This is a genomic window from Caenimonas sedimenti (assembly GCF_007833165.1).
In the GTDB taxonomy this organism is placed as follows: Bacteria; Pseudomonadota; Gammaproteobacteria; order Burkholderiales; family Burkholderiaceae_C; genus Ramlibacter; species Ramlibacter sedimenti.
Genome location: NZ_VOBQ01000020.1, coordinates 16,217 through 30,052, shown reverse-complemented (window position 1 = coordinate 30,052; position 13,836 = coordinate 16,217). Strand labels below are relative to the sequence as shown.

The following is a 13,836-nucleotide window of genomic DNA, read 5'->3' as shown; positions in this document are numbered from 1 at the left end:
TCGTCGACCGGCTTTTTTCATGGTCCCGGCTGGCCGGCCGCCGGGCTGCGCACGAAGCCGAATCGCGGCGGCAGGTCGGCGGAGCAAACTTCCTCCGGCCGCCACAACCCCTCTTCGATGGCGTCCGCGGCTTGCGCCATATCCAGGGTGTGGACCAGGCCCAGGCCCAGGTCACTGTCCAGGTACAGATGGCCCTTCTCGTCCACCAGGCAGGCCGCGGGCTTCGCAGTTTGCCCCGTGTGGCTGGTGATGCTGTGGCCACTGCCCAGCCGCCAGACCCAGGGCGCCACTTCCAGCTCGACATAGACGCGCTGCGGGCCGTTCTGGAAGAACCATTGACCTGCGGCGTCGCGGTCGTAGTTGCGGTGGATGAACGCCAGCAGCTTTTCGTGGCGCAACAGCGATCCCTTGGGGGTGGGGAACGGCCCCGAGTGCTGCACGCGGTCGTCGCGCATGTACCAGTCACCCCGCGCGTCGAGCCCGAGCCAGCCATAGCAATGCGGCACGTTGGGCCACTTGGCCAAGGCCTGGCGCACGATGTCGTCCATGCGTTGATTGTGCACCCCGCCAAATAAAAAGCGCCGCATCGGCGGCGCTTGAAGTGGACGCGTACGACAGGGTACGGTCCGCAATTTATTCGTGTTCTGGGGGTGTCTCCTCGGTCCCTCGCCCTGGTACCCCGGAGGGCGCTTTGCGAGTGCACGGACTGTAGCGGCCCGCACCCCCGCAGTGCATCAGGGCTTTCCCACCCTGCTCAAGCGTGCCGGCGCCCGCCACGAAAGTTTGCAGAAGTGCGGCCCGGCGCGCGGGCGATCCGCTTTTCGCACCAGGCCGCGCTGGCACGACTTATGCGGAACGTGCTTGTTGGGGTAACACAAGGACACACAATGCGCCGAGCCGTCACGCTCGCCCTGTTGGGGGCGATCATTGCCTGGAGTGGCCATGCCTGGAGCCAGGCCGTGCCTGCGGCTCCGGTGACGACACCCGCCGCGGCAGAACCGGCGCCCGCCGGGCAAGTGGGAGCGCCCGCCGCCGCCATCGCGGCCCCCGCGGCAACGCCCGCCGCCCCAACTGCGCTCACGAAGCCCAGCCTCGTTTCCGTGGACCGCCTCAGCAGCGCCGATACGGCCTGGATGATGACCTCGACGGCCCTGGTGCTGCTGATGACGCTGCCGGGCATCGCGCTCTTCTATGCCGGCATGGTGCGCAAGAAGAGCGTGATCAACACCATGGCCAGCGTGGTCGCGATCGCCGCGCTCGTGAGCTTGCTGTGGTTCCTGGTCGGCTATTCGTGGGCCTTCACGCCGAACAACAGCTTCATCGGCAACGGGAGCCGCATGGGCTTCGCCGGCATGGAATACCTGAAGGACGCCGGCAAGGTGATGGTGAGCCACATCGCGCCGAACATCCCCGAGTCGGTCTACGCCATGTACCAGCTCACCTTTGCCATCATCACGGCGGCGCTGGTGGTCGGTGCCTTCGTCGAGCGCATGCGTTTCTCGGCGATGCTGGTGTTCATCGGGATGTGGTCGCTGTTCGTCTATGCGCCCATCGCCCACTGGGTGTGGGAGCCGGGCGGCTGGCTCGCGCAACTGGGCGCGCTGGACTTCGCCGGTGGCTCGGTCGTCCACATCAACGCCGGCGTCAGCGGGCTGGTCTGCGCCTACTTCCTGGGGCCGCGCCGCGGTTACGGGCGCGAGGCTTTCGAGCCCTTCAACCTCGGCCTGACGATGGCCGGCGCCGGCATGCTGTGGGTCGGCTGGTTCGGCTTCAACGCCGGCTCCGCCGTTGCGGCCGATGGCCGGGCCGGCCTGGCGATGCTGGTCACGCACATTGCCGCCGCGGCCGGCGCCATGGCCTGGATGATCGGCGAATGGGTGATGCGCGGCCGGCCTTCATTGCTGGGACTGTGCTCGGGCCTGGTGGCGGGCCTGGTGGCCATCACCCCGGCTTCGGGGTTCGTGACGCCGCGCTCCGCGCTGTTGATCGGGGCCGTCGCCGGCATCATGTGCTACTGGGGGGCGACCGGCCTGAAGCGCCTGCTGCGCGCGGACGATTCTCTGGACGTCTTCGGCGTCCATGCCGTGGGCGGCATCGTCGGTTCGCTGCTCACCGGGCCCCTCGCGAGCAAGGCCGTTTCGGGCGTCACCGGTGACCTGCTCACGCAGCTCATCGGTGTCGCGGCGGTCTTCGGCTATGCGCTCGTGGTCACGGCCCTTCTGCTCGTCATCACCAAGGTGCTGGTGGGCCTGCGGGTCGACGAACAGACCGAGCTGGCGGGACTGGACATCGGCCAGCACCGCGAACGCTTGGGCACCTGATCCAAGCCCCAGGAGGTTCCTCATGCTCGTCAGCCAGAAACTCGCCATTGCCGCCCACATGCACGTGCTGCTGCGCCGCAAGACCGGGCGCGTGACCGACACCGAGTGGATGGCGGAGAACCTCGAGTACGCACTGGAGGTCGTGCGCTTCGCCCGCGCCAAGGCCACCGAGGACAGTCACCCGGATTTGCACGAGTGGGCGGACAAGCTGGAGCGCGCCGTGCTGGACAAGACGGCCGCGCCCGCCAAGCCGCTTGTCCAAAGCGCGGTGCAGGCCATGCGGGTCCGCACGGCCGCCGTGCCGGCGCCCGCTGCGCCGCCGTCGGAGCGCACCGGCAGCTTTGCCGCATCGATCTTCGGCGCGAGTTCCGGCTTTTCGGATTCGACGCTGGACCCCGAGCGCGAAGCCCGGCGCGATCCGAACGTGCCGCGTTACGTGGGTGGCATCCGTTAGCCCACCGCGTTTCCTGGAATCAGGCGGCGGCCCTGGCCTCGCGCACGATCCACTCCGCGGCCTTCTCCGCCATCATCAGCGTGGGGGAGTTGGTGTTGCCGCTGGTGATGCTGGGCATGGCGCCGGCATCCACCACCCGCAGGCCGGCGATGCCGCGCACCCGCATCACCGGGTCGAGCACGGCCGCAGGGTCGCCGTCCGCGCCCATGGCCGTGGTGCCGACGGGGTGGAAGATGGTGGTGGCGATGTCGCCGGCCAGCCGGGCGAGCTCTTCGTCCGATTCGTACTGCGTGCCGGGCCGCCATTCCTGCGGCTTGAACTTCGCCAGCGCCGGCTGCGCGGCGATCCGCCGCGTGACGCGCAATGAATCGGCCGCGACCTTGCGGTCCGCTTCCGTGCTGAGGTAGTTCGGCGCGATTGCCGGCGCATCCTCGAACTTGCTGCTGCGAATGCGTACCCAGCCGCGGCTGGTCGGGTTGAGGTTGCAGACGCTGGCGGTGAACGCGTTGAAGCCGTGCAGCGGCTCGCCGAAAGCGTCCAGGCTCAGGGGCTGCACGTGATATTCGATGTTGGGATAGGGCTGGTCCGGCGAGCTGCGCGTGAAAGCGCCCAGCTGCGATGGCGCCATGCTCATGGGGCCGGAGCGCTTCAAGGCGTACTCCATCCCGATCTTCATCTTGCCCCACCAGCTGTTCGCCAGGGTATTCAGGGTCGCGACGCCATCCACCTTGAACACCGCGCGGATCTGCAGGTGGTCCTGCAGGTTCTCGCCCACGCCCGGGAGGTCGTGCACGACCGGGATTCCGTGCGCGCCCAGCAGCGCGGCCGGCCCGATGCCCGAAAGCTGCAGGATCTGCGGGGAGCCGATGCTGCCCGCGCACAGCAGCACTTCGCGCGTGGCCTCGACGTTCGTCATCGCCTCGCCGGTCCAGACCTGCGCGCCGGTGCAACGCTTGCTGCCATCGGGTTGCGTCTCGATGACCAGGCGCGCCACCTGCGCCGCCGTCCACAGCTCGAAGTTCGGCCGGCCATAGCAGGTGGGACGCAGGAACGCCTTGGCCGTGTTCCAGCGCCAGCCGTCCTTCTGGTTCACCTGGAAGTAGCCCACGCCTTCGTTGGTGCCGCGGTTGAAGTCCTCGCTGTGCGGGATGCCGGCTTCCTGCGCGGCCTGCGCGAAGGCGTCCAGCACGTCCCAGCGCAGCCGCTGGCGCTCCACGCGCCATTCGCCGCCCGCGCCGTGCATGGCGTCCGCGCCCTTGTAGTAGTCCTCGTGCTTCTTGAAGTACGGCAGGCAGTGGTCCCAGGTCCAGTTGGCGTCGCCCAGCCGCTGCGCCCAGCCGTCGTAGTCGCGTGACTGGCCGCGCATGTAGATCATCCCGTTGATGCTGGAGCAGCCGCCCAGCGTCTTGCCGCGCGGGTAGCGCAGGGTGCGGCCGTTCAGGCCGGCATCGGCTTCGGTCTGGTAGAGCCAGTCCGTGCGCGCGTTGCCGATGCAGTAGAGGTAGCCGACCGGAATGTGGATCCAGTGGTAGTCGTCGCGCCGACCGGCCTCGATCAGCAGGACCCGCTTGCTGCGGTCGGCGCTCAGCCGGTTGGCCAGCAGGCAGCCCGCCGTTCCGGCGCCGATGATCACGTAGTCGAAGGTGTTTTCGCTCATTGCTTCGCCATGTCGCGGATGGCCTGGAACAGCATGTCGGAGCCCTCCTGTGGGTTGTTCGGCCGGATCTCCAGCGCGCGAATGGCCGAATTCGCCGCCGCGCCGCGGTCCGCCGCGATGGACACATAGTAGGGGCTGACGAAGCGCGCGCCTAGTTGCCGGTGCAAGCGCAGCGCCTCCAGGTGCGCCGCCGGCCGCTTCGTCTGCTGGGGGTGGAATTCCGGGACGCCATAGCCGGCCATGCCCCGGGCGCGGACGAAGCGCCGGATCCATTCGCCTCCCGTGACCCCGCCGTACATGTTGATTCCGTGCACCCAGGGCACGCCCGCCGCCACGCTGCCGTCGGTCGCGAACAGGTCGGCGTTCCAGCTCGAATTCGCGCGCACCAGGATCTGGTGCGAGAACAGCTTGGCGGCCGGCAGGCCGGCGGCCAGCGCCACCCGGTGGAGCTCGCCCATGAACCCGGTCACTTGCGCCGCCCTGAAATCGTTCCAGTCGCGCGCCAGTGGATTGAACATGACCCGCTGGTCCCCCAGGGGGGCGTCGAGCGCGCTGCGGACCCCGTCGAGCGGGCTGAATGCGCGTTGTGCCAGCCCGCGCGCCCGCGCCAGCGCACGCTGCCAGCGATTGGCGAGCCAGGACGCGGGGGTGCCTCCGACCACCAGCAGCCGGTCGGCCAGCGCGTGCTCCCCCGTGGCTGAATGCGCCACGACCTGCAGCCGGTAATTGCCCGCGGGCCATGAGGAGAAGTCGAGGTCGTGCCGGAAACCGACATTCGGATCCTGCACGTCCGCGACCGCACGATAGACGTCGAGCCGGTTGAAACCGCGCTCGATCTCGGCCCACGCGCGGCCGTCCACCCGCAGTTCGAGCCGCTGGACGCGGTGGTCCGGGTCCCACAGCCATCCGCGCAGCGCGAGCTTGCCGCCGGCAGAACCGTCGTAGTGCTGCCAGCGCGGCACGCCGCTGTCGACGAGCGCGTTGCGCGCGGGGGGCGCCACGGCATCGAAGGACCCGAAGGCGGTTCCAGCCGCCGCGTTCAGCTTGTCGATGCCCCCGTACTTGCGCGCCAGCCAGGCGCGGAACTGCCGCACCGAGGCCTCGCCGAAGTCGGTGACGCGCGGCGTGTCGTGCATCCCCATGCCGCCGCTGAAATCGGGGAACAGGTGGTGCAACTCACCCCCGAGGGCCACACCGACCAGCCGGCCCTGCACCGCCGGCGGCAGCGCCGCGAGCCGGCTGGCGAGGAGCCGGAGCGCCTCGAACCGGTATGCATTCACCGGGATGGCGGGATCGGTGAGAAGCGTGAAAGGGGCCACCTGGTAGCCGAAGTAGTCCGTCGCAGGCGGCTGCCCGTTCGCGAGCAGCATGAGGTTGCCGCGATCCCTCGCGAGCGCCTGCGCCAGCGGGCCTTGCGAATCGAAATGGTTCGCCGCCAGGTAGACGACCACCGGCCGATCAATTTCGAGAAGCAGTTCGGCGATGCGCTGCAGCTTGCCGGCATCGACGATCCAGCGGTCGCCTTCCGCGCGGTACAGGCCGAGCAGTTGCACGGTCAGCACGTAGCCCACCTGGACCGAGCCGCGGGGCCCGCCCGGCTCCAGGTCGTCCAGCAGTTGGCGCAAGGCGGGAACGGCGTGGCCATTCGCGGCAGCGCAGTAGGAGCCGGCTTTCGGCGGTGGCGAGCCGGGCGCGCCGCACTCGAACAGGCCTTCGACGACCGGCGCAACGACGAACGGGGCGGGCCCGGCGGCCAGCGCCGAGCCTGTCAGCACCAGCAGCGACAGGCTGCGCACCCACCGTCGCATCACGCCTTGTCCTTCTGCAGGGCGTCGAGTGCCGGCTTCTCGACGAGGTGCCAGGTCGCCGCAGCCAGCAGCACCGTGGCAACCAGGACGAAGGTCAGCAGACGGTCTTCGCGCCAATCCAGCTTGCGCTGGATGACGCTCAGGATCACCGGGACATGCCACAGGTAGATCCCGTAACTGATCTCGCCCAGGTAGCGCAATGGCCGGTGCAGCAGGGACCGCGGGTGGGGGAACGTGATCGCGGCTGCCACGAGTGCCGACAGGCCCGCGGCGAGCAACGTGGGGAAGCCGACGATCATGAGCGGGTTGTCCCAGTAGGGCCGGTCCACCAGGACCCAGCCGGCCAGGCGCAAGAGAACGGCAGCCACCAGCGCCCAGGCGACGAACGGCCGCCAGCCTGTCCGCAGGCATGCCTGCAGGCGCGAGCCGGCTTCGCCGCGCACGGCCTTCGCGAGGAAGATGCCGAGCGCGAAGTGGTCGAGCACGCCGGGCAGCCAGACGCTCACGACATGCTGCTGCATGGTTGGGGCCACGCCCGGCACCAGCACCAGGGTGGAAGCCCAGCGAAACAGCATCGCAGCGGCCAGGCCGGACACCAGCGTGGTCCAGGCCGGCGCGCGCGCCAGCCAGGGGGTGATGAACAGGACGAGCAGGTAGAACTGCATCTCCAGCGCCACCGACCAGTTCGGACCGTTGATGGTGCCGAAGGTGGACTCGCTGAAGTTGTGGACGAACAGCAGGTGCACTGCCACCTGCTTGACGAGGTTGCTGATCGGGCCCTGCAACAGGCTGCTTTCCACCAGCAGGACGTAGACGACTCCGGTCAACAGGTAGAGCGGCAGGATGCGGGCCAGCCTGCGCCGTACGTACGGCGCGCGGAACCCGCTGCCATTTCGTGCGTAGCCATTCAAGGCGGTCAGCCCGATGACGAACCCGCTGATGACCAGGAACAGGTTGACACCGACCCAGCCGTAGCTGAACACCAGGCGGCCGTGACTCGTCGGAAACCCCGGCCAGCCGGTCATCGCGATGACGTGATAGACCACGACCGTCAGAGCCGCGGCGCCGCGCAGGATGTCGATGACCGGGTACTTGTCGCCACCCGGCCATGCCGGGCCCGTGCCCGTCACTGCGCCGTCGGCATCACGAATTCGGCACCCTTGGGCGTGCTCTCCGGCCAGCGCTGCATGATCGATTTCTGCTTGGTGTAGAAGCGGACGCCTTCCTCGCCATAGGCGTGCATGTCGCCGAAGAGGCTCTTCTTCCAGCCGCCGAAGCCATGCCAGGCCATGGGCACGGGGATCGGCACGTTGATGCCGACCATGCCCACCTGCACGCGCCGAGAGAACTCACGCGCCACGTTGCCGTCGCGGGTGAAGCACGAGACGCCATTGCCGTACTCGTGGCTGTTGATGAGCGCGGTGGCCTCCGCCAGGTCCTTCACCCGCACGCAGCCCAGCACCGGCCCGAAGATCTCTTCCTTGTAGATTTTCATGTCCGGCTTGACGTTGTCGAACAGGGTGCCGCCAACCCAGAAGCCGCCGTCGCAGCCGGCGCCGGCCATCGCGCCCTGGAACTTGCGGCCGTCCACCACCAGTTTTGCGCCTTCGGTTTCGCCCTGGCCGATGTAGCCGGTGATGCGCTGCTGCGCGGCGGCGCTGACGATCGGGCCCATCTCGGCGTCGAGCTCCACGCCGTTCTTGATCTTGAGTTCCTGCGTGCGCTTCTCGAGCATCGGCATGATCTTGTCGGCTGCATCGCCGACCAGGACGCCCAACGAGATCGCCATGCAGCGCTCGCCGGCCGAACCGAAAGCCGAGCCGATGAGCGCGTCGACCGCCTGGTCCATGTCGGCATCGGGCATCACAACCATGTGGTTCTTCGCCCCGCCCAACGCTTGCACGCGCTTGCCATGCTTCGCGCCGGTTTCATAGATCTTCTGCGCGATCGCGGTGGAACCGACAAAGGACAGGGCCTTCACGTCCGGATGCTCCAGCAGCGCGTCGACGGCGTCCTTGTCGCCCTGGACCACGTTGAACACGCCGTCGGGCAGGCCCGCTTCCTTCAGCAGTTCGGCCATGCGGATGGAGGCGCTCGGGTCGAGCGGGCTGGGCTTGAGCACGAAGCAGTTGCCGGCCGCGATGGCCACCGGATACATCCACATCGGCACCATCACCGGGAAGTTGAAGGGTGTGATGCCGGCCACCACGCCCAGGGGCTGGCGCATCGTCCAGTTGTCGATCCCGGTGGAGACCTGGTCCGTGTAGTCGCCCTTCAGCAGCTGCGGAATGCCGCAGGCGAATTCGACGATGTCGATGCCGCGGGTGACCTCGCCTTGCGCGTCGGTGAACACCTTGCCGTGTTCGGCGGTGATCGTGCGGGCAAGGTTGTCCTTTTCCTTGTTCAGCAGCTCCAGGAACTTGAACATCACGCGCGCGCGCCGGATCGGCGGGGTGTCGGCCCAGGCGGGGAACGCGGCCTGGGCGGAGGCAACGGCCTGAGCCACTTCGGCGGCATTCGCCATGGCGACGCGGCCGCTGACCTGGCCGGATGCCGGATTGAAGACGTCGGTGCGGCGGCCACTCTGGCCGGGAACGATGCGCCCACCGATCCAGTGTTCGATGGAAGCGAGTTCGGCGCCGGAGCGGCTCTTGTCAGGTGCGTTCATGGTGGGCGGCTTGCTTGGAAGATCGGGAAGTGGGGCGGCCAGTCTAGGCCCTGCGCTGTACTTTGCATAGGCCGCACCGCTGACCACGTTGTTCGGTAAACTGAACAATCCACATGACATCGTCCGGGCCACCCGTCTTCGCCGACCTGCACCTGTTGACGGTGCTGGCGGAGACGCGCAGCTATACGCAGGCGGCGCGGCGGCTGGGGGTTTCGAAAGCTTCGGTCAGCGCGCGCATCGCCGAGCTGGAGCGCCAGGCGGGGTTGCCGCTGGTGCATCGCACGACACGTTCCGTGGGCCTGACACAAGCCGGCCAGCAGTTGGTGGACGACACCGGCGCGGCCTTCGAACGCATCGCGCAGAGCTTCACGGCGGTGCGCGACCAGGCTGGCGCGCCGCGCGGCCTGGTGCGTGTCACGGCGCCCGTGGCGCTGGGGCGGCAGGCGGTGGCGCCGGCGCTGCCGGAATTCCTGGTGCGCTACCCCGAGATCCGCCTCGATCTCGACTTGAACGACCGCTTCGTGAACCTTGCGCAGGAGGGCTTCGACGTCGCGATCCGCCACACGCAGAGCCCTCCGGAAAGCTACGTGGCCTGGCCTTTGTGCGCGACGCGGTCGCTGCTGGTGGCGAGCCGGGAATACCTCATACGCCGTGGCGTCCCCGCGCACCCTTCGGAACTGTCTGGGCACGAATGCCTGTCCTACCTGCGGGCCACCGCGGGCCAGAGCTGGGTGCTGGAGCGAGAAGGCGGGCGCAGGCCCGAGCGCGTCGCGGTCAACGTGGCCGGGCCGATCCGCGCCAACAACAGCGAAGTGCTGCGGCACGCCGCACTGGGTGGCCTGGGCATTGGCCTGCTCCCGGATTTCAGCGCGATCGAGCATCTCCGCAGCGGCGAACTGGTGCAGGTCCTGCCAGGCTGGCGGCCGCTCGGCTTCTTCGGTGACCGCATCTATGCGTTGCGCCCCGGGGCCGCGCGGCCGCCGCGGGCCGTGCAATGCCTGGTGGACCACCTGCGCGCGAGCCTGGCCGGGGGCTTCCCGCAGAGCTGAATCAGGCCTGCCAGCCGGCAGGCGCGCGCACGGGCATCGCCAACAGGATCTGCGCCATGCCCTTGCCCAGCGGGTCGTTGCGCAGCGACGCCATCCCGCCCCCGTCCAGCGCCTGCGTGCAAAGAAAATTCATGGCATGGATGCCGGGCAGGTCGAAGCGCGTCACGTCGCCTTCGACGAGGTGCGCCAACCAGGCCTTGACACGTTCGGCCGTGAGTTCCGCGCGCAGGTGCGGCAGCCACTCGGGCCGCCGCGCGATGACGCCGATGTTGGAGTGGTTGCCCTTGTCGCCGCTGCGCGCCCAGGCCAGCGCGATCAGTGGCACTTCCACGCCATCGACCGTGCGCGGCCCGCGGCCGGGGGCGGACGCCGAAGGCTGTGCCTGCGCCGGCACCACGGCGGGGAGCGCAGGCTGGCCGGTGGGCACTTCGACGGCCAGTTCTTCCCCGCCGACCAGCACAGTAGGCGCGAGACGGCTCTTGTCCACCAGGAAGGCGAACTGCTTGATGGCGGGCGATGGGCTCGGGCGCCCGCCGGCCCCCGTGGTGCCGGGCGACCAGCTGGTGCCGGCCGGCGCGATCTCGCGCGCGAAGAGCTCCAGCGCGTTCTTGTCCGGATGCATCACCGCCAGGTGCAGCACCGCTTCGCGCACGCTCGCGGCCCGCGCGTGCGGGCCGTAGTTGGCCTGCTCCGAACCCAGCACTTCGATGCGTGTGCGCGTGTAGTCGGCGAATCCCTGGCGGGCGAACAGTTCGCGCGTGCGCAGCAGGATCGCTTCACCGGTGCGTCGCGCCTTGAGCGCGGCGTTCTCGCCCACGATGGTGAGCTGCGCGTTGCAGCGAAAGCCATCGAGGTAGGTCGCCGAGACCTTGTAGCCCGGTCCCGGTGGCTGGCCGCGCGCGCCGTTCACGCGCACGCGGTGCTCGCCCTGCTGCTCCAGGCGCACGTGGGTGAAATCGCAGCGCACGTCGGGCAGCAGGTAGTTGGCGGGATCGCCGATCTCGTAGAGCATCTGCTCCGCGATCACGGAGGTGTTGACGAGGCCGCCGGTGGCGGGTGGCTTGGTGGCGATGAAGCTGCCGTCCGCGCGGCACTCGAGCACCGGGTAGCCGATGTGCGCCCAGTCGGGCACGCTCTCCCAATCGGTGTGCAGCCCGCCCGTCGCCTGGCAACCGCATTCGATGATGTGGCCGGCCAGGCTGCCTTGTGCGAGGCGGTCGTGGTCGTCTGCGCTCCAGTGGAACGCATGCATCAATGCGCCCAGGGTCACCGCGCTGTCGACGCAGCGGCCGGTGATGACGATCTGCGCCCCCGCGTCCAGCGCCGCCTTCACCGGCAGCGCGCCCAGGTAGGCGTTGGCAGTGAGCAGGCGTGCGGGCAGCGGCGCGCCCGTCTGCAGTTCTGCGACGCCTTCCTCGCGCAACTGCGGCACCAGGGGCAGCACGTCGTCGCCCTGCACCACGGCAATCTTCACCGCGACGCCCTGTTCCAGCGCCAGCGCCGCGATCGCCTTCGCGCAGGCCTGCGGATTGACGCCGCCGGCGTTGCTGATCACGCGGATGCCCTGCAGCGCCACGTCGCGCAGGATGGCCTTCATGGTGACCTGCACGAAGTCGGTGGCGTAGCCGAGTTCGGGGTTCTTCCCGCGGGCCGCCGCCAGGATCGACATCGTGAGTTCGGCCAGGTAGTCGAACACCAGGAAGTCCAGCTCGCCGCGCTCCACCAGTTGCGGCGCGCCCACGCTGCTGTCGCCCCAGAAGCCCGAAGCCCCGCCGATGCGGATCACGTCCTTCATCTTCAACGCCCCTTCCATTCCGGTTTGCGCTTCTGCTGGAAGGCCGCCTGGCCTTCCTTCGCATCCTCGGTGAGCGTGAAGAGGGCGATCTGGCTCTCGGTGAACGACATCGATTCCTCGAAGGCCATGGATTCGATCTTCTTCATGGTGTAAAGCCCGCGGCGGATCGCGGCGGGCGACTTGTCCAGCAGGCGCGCCAGCAGCCAGTCGAGCCGCGTGTCGACGTCGTCGTCGACGTAGTTCACCAGCCCCAGCTCCAGCGCCTGGGCGGAATCCAGCGGTTCGCCGGTGAGGCAGAGTTCGGCCAGCTTGCGGCGCGGGATCAGGTGCTGCAGAACGCTGAGCACCTGGGCGGGGAAGACGCCCACTTTCACCTCTGGCAGGCCGAACACCGCGTGCCTTGCGGCCACGGCCATGTCGCACATCGCCAGCAGGCCCATGCCGCCGGCCATGCAGGCGCCATTGACGCGGGCGATCAGCGGGACGTTGCTGGCCTTGACCTCGCGCAACAGGCGCGCCAGGTGGCCGACCGGCTCCGAGTAGTCGTTGGTGAAAGCATTGGCGGACTGCAGGTCGGCGCCGGCGCAGAAGGCCTTCTGGCCCGCGCCGGTGATCACGATCGCGCGCAGCGCGCGGTCGGCCTGCGCCGACCGGATGGCCTCGCCCATGGCCGCCAGCACGCCATGGCTCATGGCATTGCGCCGCTCCTCGCGCTGGATGGTGAGCCAAAGCACGGCGCCACGGCGCTCGATGCCCAGTTCGGCAAGAGAGGAATCTGGCACGGGTGTCTCCTTTTGGCCCGGTTATACCCCCGGCTTCAGGGGGTGCTTGTCCCCGCAGCGGCACTGCGGTCACTTCTCACAGCACCACGGGCGACTCTGCCGTTAGGATTGGGCGCTTCCCATGCCACCGACAGACGCCACGCCCCGCTTCGACCAGGCGCCCGCGACGCAGGGCGCCGCCGTGCGCCTGCTCGGCGAATGGACGGCCGCGCAGTTTGCGCGGCCCCGGCTGTTCCGCCAGTTGCAGGCCTCGTTGCCGCCGGCCGGTTCGCAGCGCGCCTGGGATTTGCGCATGACGGCCCAACTCGATCACGTCGGCGCCCAGTTGCTGTGGGACCACTGGGGCCGACGCTGGCCGGAGCAGCTGGAACTGCTGCCGGCCCAGCGCGCGGTGCTGGAGCGCGTGGCCGACTTCACCATGCCCGGGCCGCGCGCGCCGCGCAAGAGCTGGATGCGGCTGTACCTGGAGTTCGGGGAGTCCCTGCTGCGGGCTTTCGGCCACGTGCGCGGCTTCGTGCGCCTGCTCGGCCAGCTCGCGCTCAACCTGGTGCAACTGGCGCGCCGGCCGCACGAAGGGCCCTGGCGCGACCTGTCGGGTCACCTGTACCGCATCGGTGCCACGGCGCTACCCATCACGGCGCTGGTCGGCTTCCTGATCGGCATCGTGCTGGCCTATCTCACTTCGCAGCAGCTGCGGCAGTTCGGCGCCGACGCGTACATCGTCAACATCCTGGGCATCGCGCTGGTGCGCGAGCTCGGCCCCATGCTGGCCGCCATCCTGGTGGCGGGCCGCTCGGGCTCGGCGATCACCGCGCAGATCGGCGTCATGCGCGTGACCGATGAACTCGACGCCATGCGCGTCATGGGCATCTCGCACAGCTACCGCCTGGTGATGCCGCGCGCCATTGCCCTGGCGATCGCCATGCCGCTGATCAGCGCGTGGACCACGCTCAGCGGGCTGATCGGCGGCATGATCGCGGCCGACCTGTCCCTGGGCATCAGCCCGATCTTCTTCCTGAACGCGCTGCCGCAGGCCGTGCACGTGCACAACCTCATCCTCGGCAGCGTCAAGTCGGTGTTCTTCGGGATCCTGATCGCGATGATCGGCAGCCACTTCGGCCTGCGCGTCCAGCCGAACACGCAGAGCCTGGGGCAGGGCACGACGGCTTCCGTGGTCACCGCCATCACGGTCGTGATCCTGGTGGACGCCCTGTTCGCCGTGCTGTTCAGCAACGTGGGGATCTGAGTTTGGAAGACGAAGACCTGCCCCAGCCCATCCCCGAAGGGCCCGTCGTCGACATC

The 13,836-nt window shown here is 68.9% G+C and carries 11 protein-coding genes; 4 read left to right on the top strand and 7 right to left on the bottom strand.

Features of this window, described 5'->3' with window-relative positions; all coding sequences use genetic code 11:
• Positions 1 to 17: 17 nt before the first annotated feature.
• The gene (locus FN976_RS23265; protein WP_145895473.1) at positions 18 to 548 is read right to left on the bottom strand and encodes a DUF2946 family protein; all 531 of its coding nucleotides are present in this window, start codon (positions 546 to 548) and stop codon (positions 18 to 20) included.
• Between the two features lie 300 nt (positions 549 to 848).
• On the opposite strand from FN976_RS23265, the gene FN976_RS23260 reads away from it, so the two are divergent.
• On the top strand, positions 849 to 2,321 hold the full coding sequence (locus tag FN976_RS23260; RefSeq protein WP_432417888.1) for an ammonium transporter: 1,473 nt from the start codon (positions 849 to 851) through the stop codon (positions 2,319 to 2,321).
• A 22-nt stretch (positions 2,322 to 2,343) separates the two neighbouring features.
• The gene (locus tag FN976_RS29725) at positions 2,344 to 2,775 is read left to right on the top strand and encodes a hypothetical protein (protein WP_349291405.1); all 432 of its coding nucleotides are present in this window, start codon (positions 2,344 to 2,346) and stop codon (positions 2,773 to 2,775) included.
• Positions 2,776 to 2,794: 19 nt separating this feature from the next.
• On the opposite strand, the gene FN976_RS23250 is transcribed toward FN976_RS29725, so the two are convergent.
• From FN976_RS23250 to FN976_RS23235, 4 genes are read right to left on the bottom strand one after another with little or no spacing between them, the layout of a single operon-like run.
• Positions 2,795 to 4,432 carry a GMC family oxidoreductase gene (locus FN976_RS23250; protein WP_145895471.1) on the bottom strand — a complete coding sequence of 546 codons (1,638 nt, stop codon included), beginning with the start codon at positions 4,430 to 4,432 and terminating at the stop codon, positions 2,795 to 2,797.
• Entirely contained in the window at positions 4,429 to 6,240 is a 1,812-nt protein-coding gene (locus FN976_RS23245) for a beta-galactosidase (protein ID WP_255440782.1), read from the bottom strand. Before FN976_RS23245 ends, FN976_RS23250 begins: the two co-directional genes overlap by 4 nt.
• Positions 6,240 to 7,370, bottom strand: coding sequence for an acyltransferase family protein (locus FN976_RS23240; RefSeq protein ID WP_186511121.1), 1,131 nt, complete (start codon positions 7,368 to 7,370; stop codon positions 6,240 to 6,242). The genes FN976_RS23245 and FN976_RS23240 overlap by 1 nt, the downstream gene beginning before the upstream one ends.
• Positions 7,367 to 8,908 carry a CoA-acylating methylmalonate-semialdehyde dehydrogenase gene (locus tag FN976_RS23235; protein ID WP_145895468.1) on the bottom strand — a complete coding sequence of 514 codons (1,542 nt, stop codon included), beginning with the start codon at positions 8,906 to 8,908 and terminating at the stop codon, positions 7,367 to 7,369. Before FN976_RS23235 ends, FN976_RS23240 begins: the two co-directional genes overlap by 4 nt.
• Positions 8,909 to 9,021: 113 nt before the next feature.
• Between FN976_RS23235 and FN976_RS23230 the strand changes: the two genes are divergently transcribed.
• Positions 9,022 to 9,957: a LysR family transcriptional regulator gene (locus FN976_RS23230; RefSeq protein WP_145895467.1), complete on the top strand. Its 936-nt coding sequence runs from the start codon at positions 9,022 to 9,024 to the stop codon at positions 9,955 to 9,957.
• 1 nt (position 9,958) lies between these two features.
• Here FN976_RS23230 and FN976_RS23225 read toward each other — a convergent pair whose 3' ends face one another.
• Together FN976_RS23225 and FN976_RS23220 are read right to left on the bottom strand one after the other, a co-directional pair.
• A complete protein-coding gene (locus tag FN976_RS23225; protein WP_145895466.1) occupies positions 9,959 to 11,752 on the bottom strand; it encodes an acyclic terpene utilization AtuA family protein in 1,794 nt (597 codons plus the stop codon).
• Between the two features lie 2 nt (positions 11,753 to 11,754).
• Positions 11,755 to 12,534, bottom strand: a complete 780-nt coding sequence (locus FN976_RS23220) for an enoyl-CoA hydratase/isomerase family protein (protein ID WP_145895465.1) — start codon at positions 12,532 to 12,534, stop codon at positions 11,755 to 11,757.
• A 121-nt stretch (positions 12,535 to 12,655) separates the two neighbouring features.
• Here FN976_RS23220 and FN976_RS23215 point away from each other — a divergent pair, with 121 nt between their 5' ends.
• The gene (locus FN976_RS23215) at positions 12,656 to 13,780 is read left to right on the top strand and encodes an MlaE family ABC transporter permease (protein WP_145895464.1); all 1,125 of its coding nucleotides are present in this window, start codon (positions 12,656 to 12,658) and stop codon (positions 13,778 to 13,780) included.
• The last annotated feature ends 56 nt before the right edge of the window (positions 13,781 to 13,836 follow it).

Coding starts and splice junctions, on each gene's coding strand:
- FN976_RS23265 (WP_145895473.1), bottom strand. CDS start 548: ATGGACGACATCGTGCGCCAGGCCTTGGCCAAGTGGCCCAACGTGCCG.
- FN976_RS23260 (WP_432417888.1), top strand. CDS start 849: ATGCGGAACGTGCTTGTTGGGGTAACACAAGGACACACAATGCGCCGA.
- FN976_RS29725 (WP_349291405.1), top strand. CDS start 2,344: ATGCTCGTCAGCCAGAAACTCGCCATTGCCGCCCACATGCACGTGCTG.
- FN976_RS23250 (WP_145895471.1), bottom strand. CDS start 4,432: ATGAGCGAAAACACCTTCGACTACGTGATCATCGGCGCCGGAACGGCG.
- FN976_RS23245 (WP_255440782.1), bottom strand. CDS start 6,240: ATGCGACGGTGGGTGCGCAGCCTGTCGCTGCTGGTGCTGACAGGCTCG.
- FN976_RS23235 (WP_145895468.1), bottom strand. CDS start 8,908: ATGAACGCACCTGACAAGAGCCGCTCCGGCGCCGAACTCGCTTCCATC.
- FN976_RS23230 (WP_145895467.1), top strand. CDS start 9,022: ATGACATCGTCCGGGCCACCCGTCTTCGCCGACCTGCACCTGTTGACG.
- FN976_RS23225 (WP_145895466.1), bottom strand. CDS start 11,752: ATGAAGGACGTGATCCGCATCGGCGGGGCTTCGGGCTTCTGGGGCGAC.
- FN976_RS23215 (WP_145895464.1), top strand. CDS start 12,656: ATGCCACCGACAGACGCCACGCCCCGCTTCGACCAGGCGCCCGCGACG.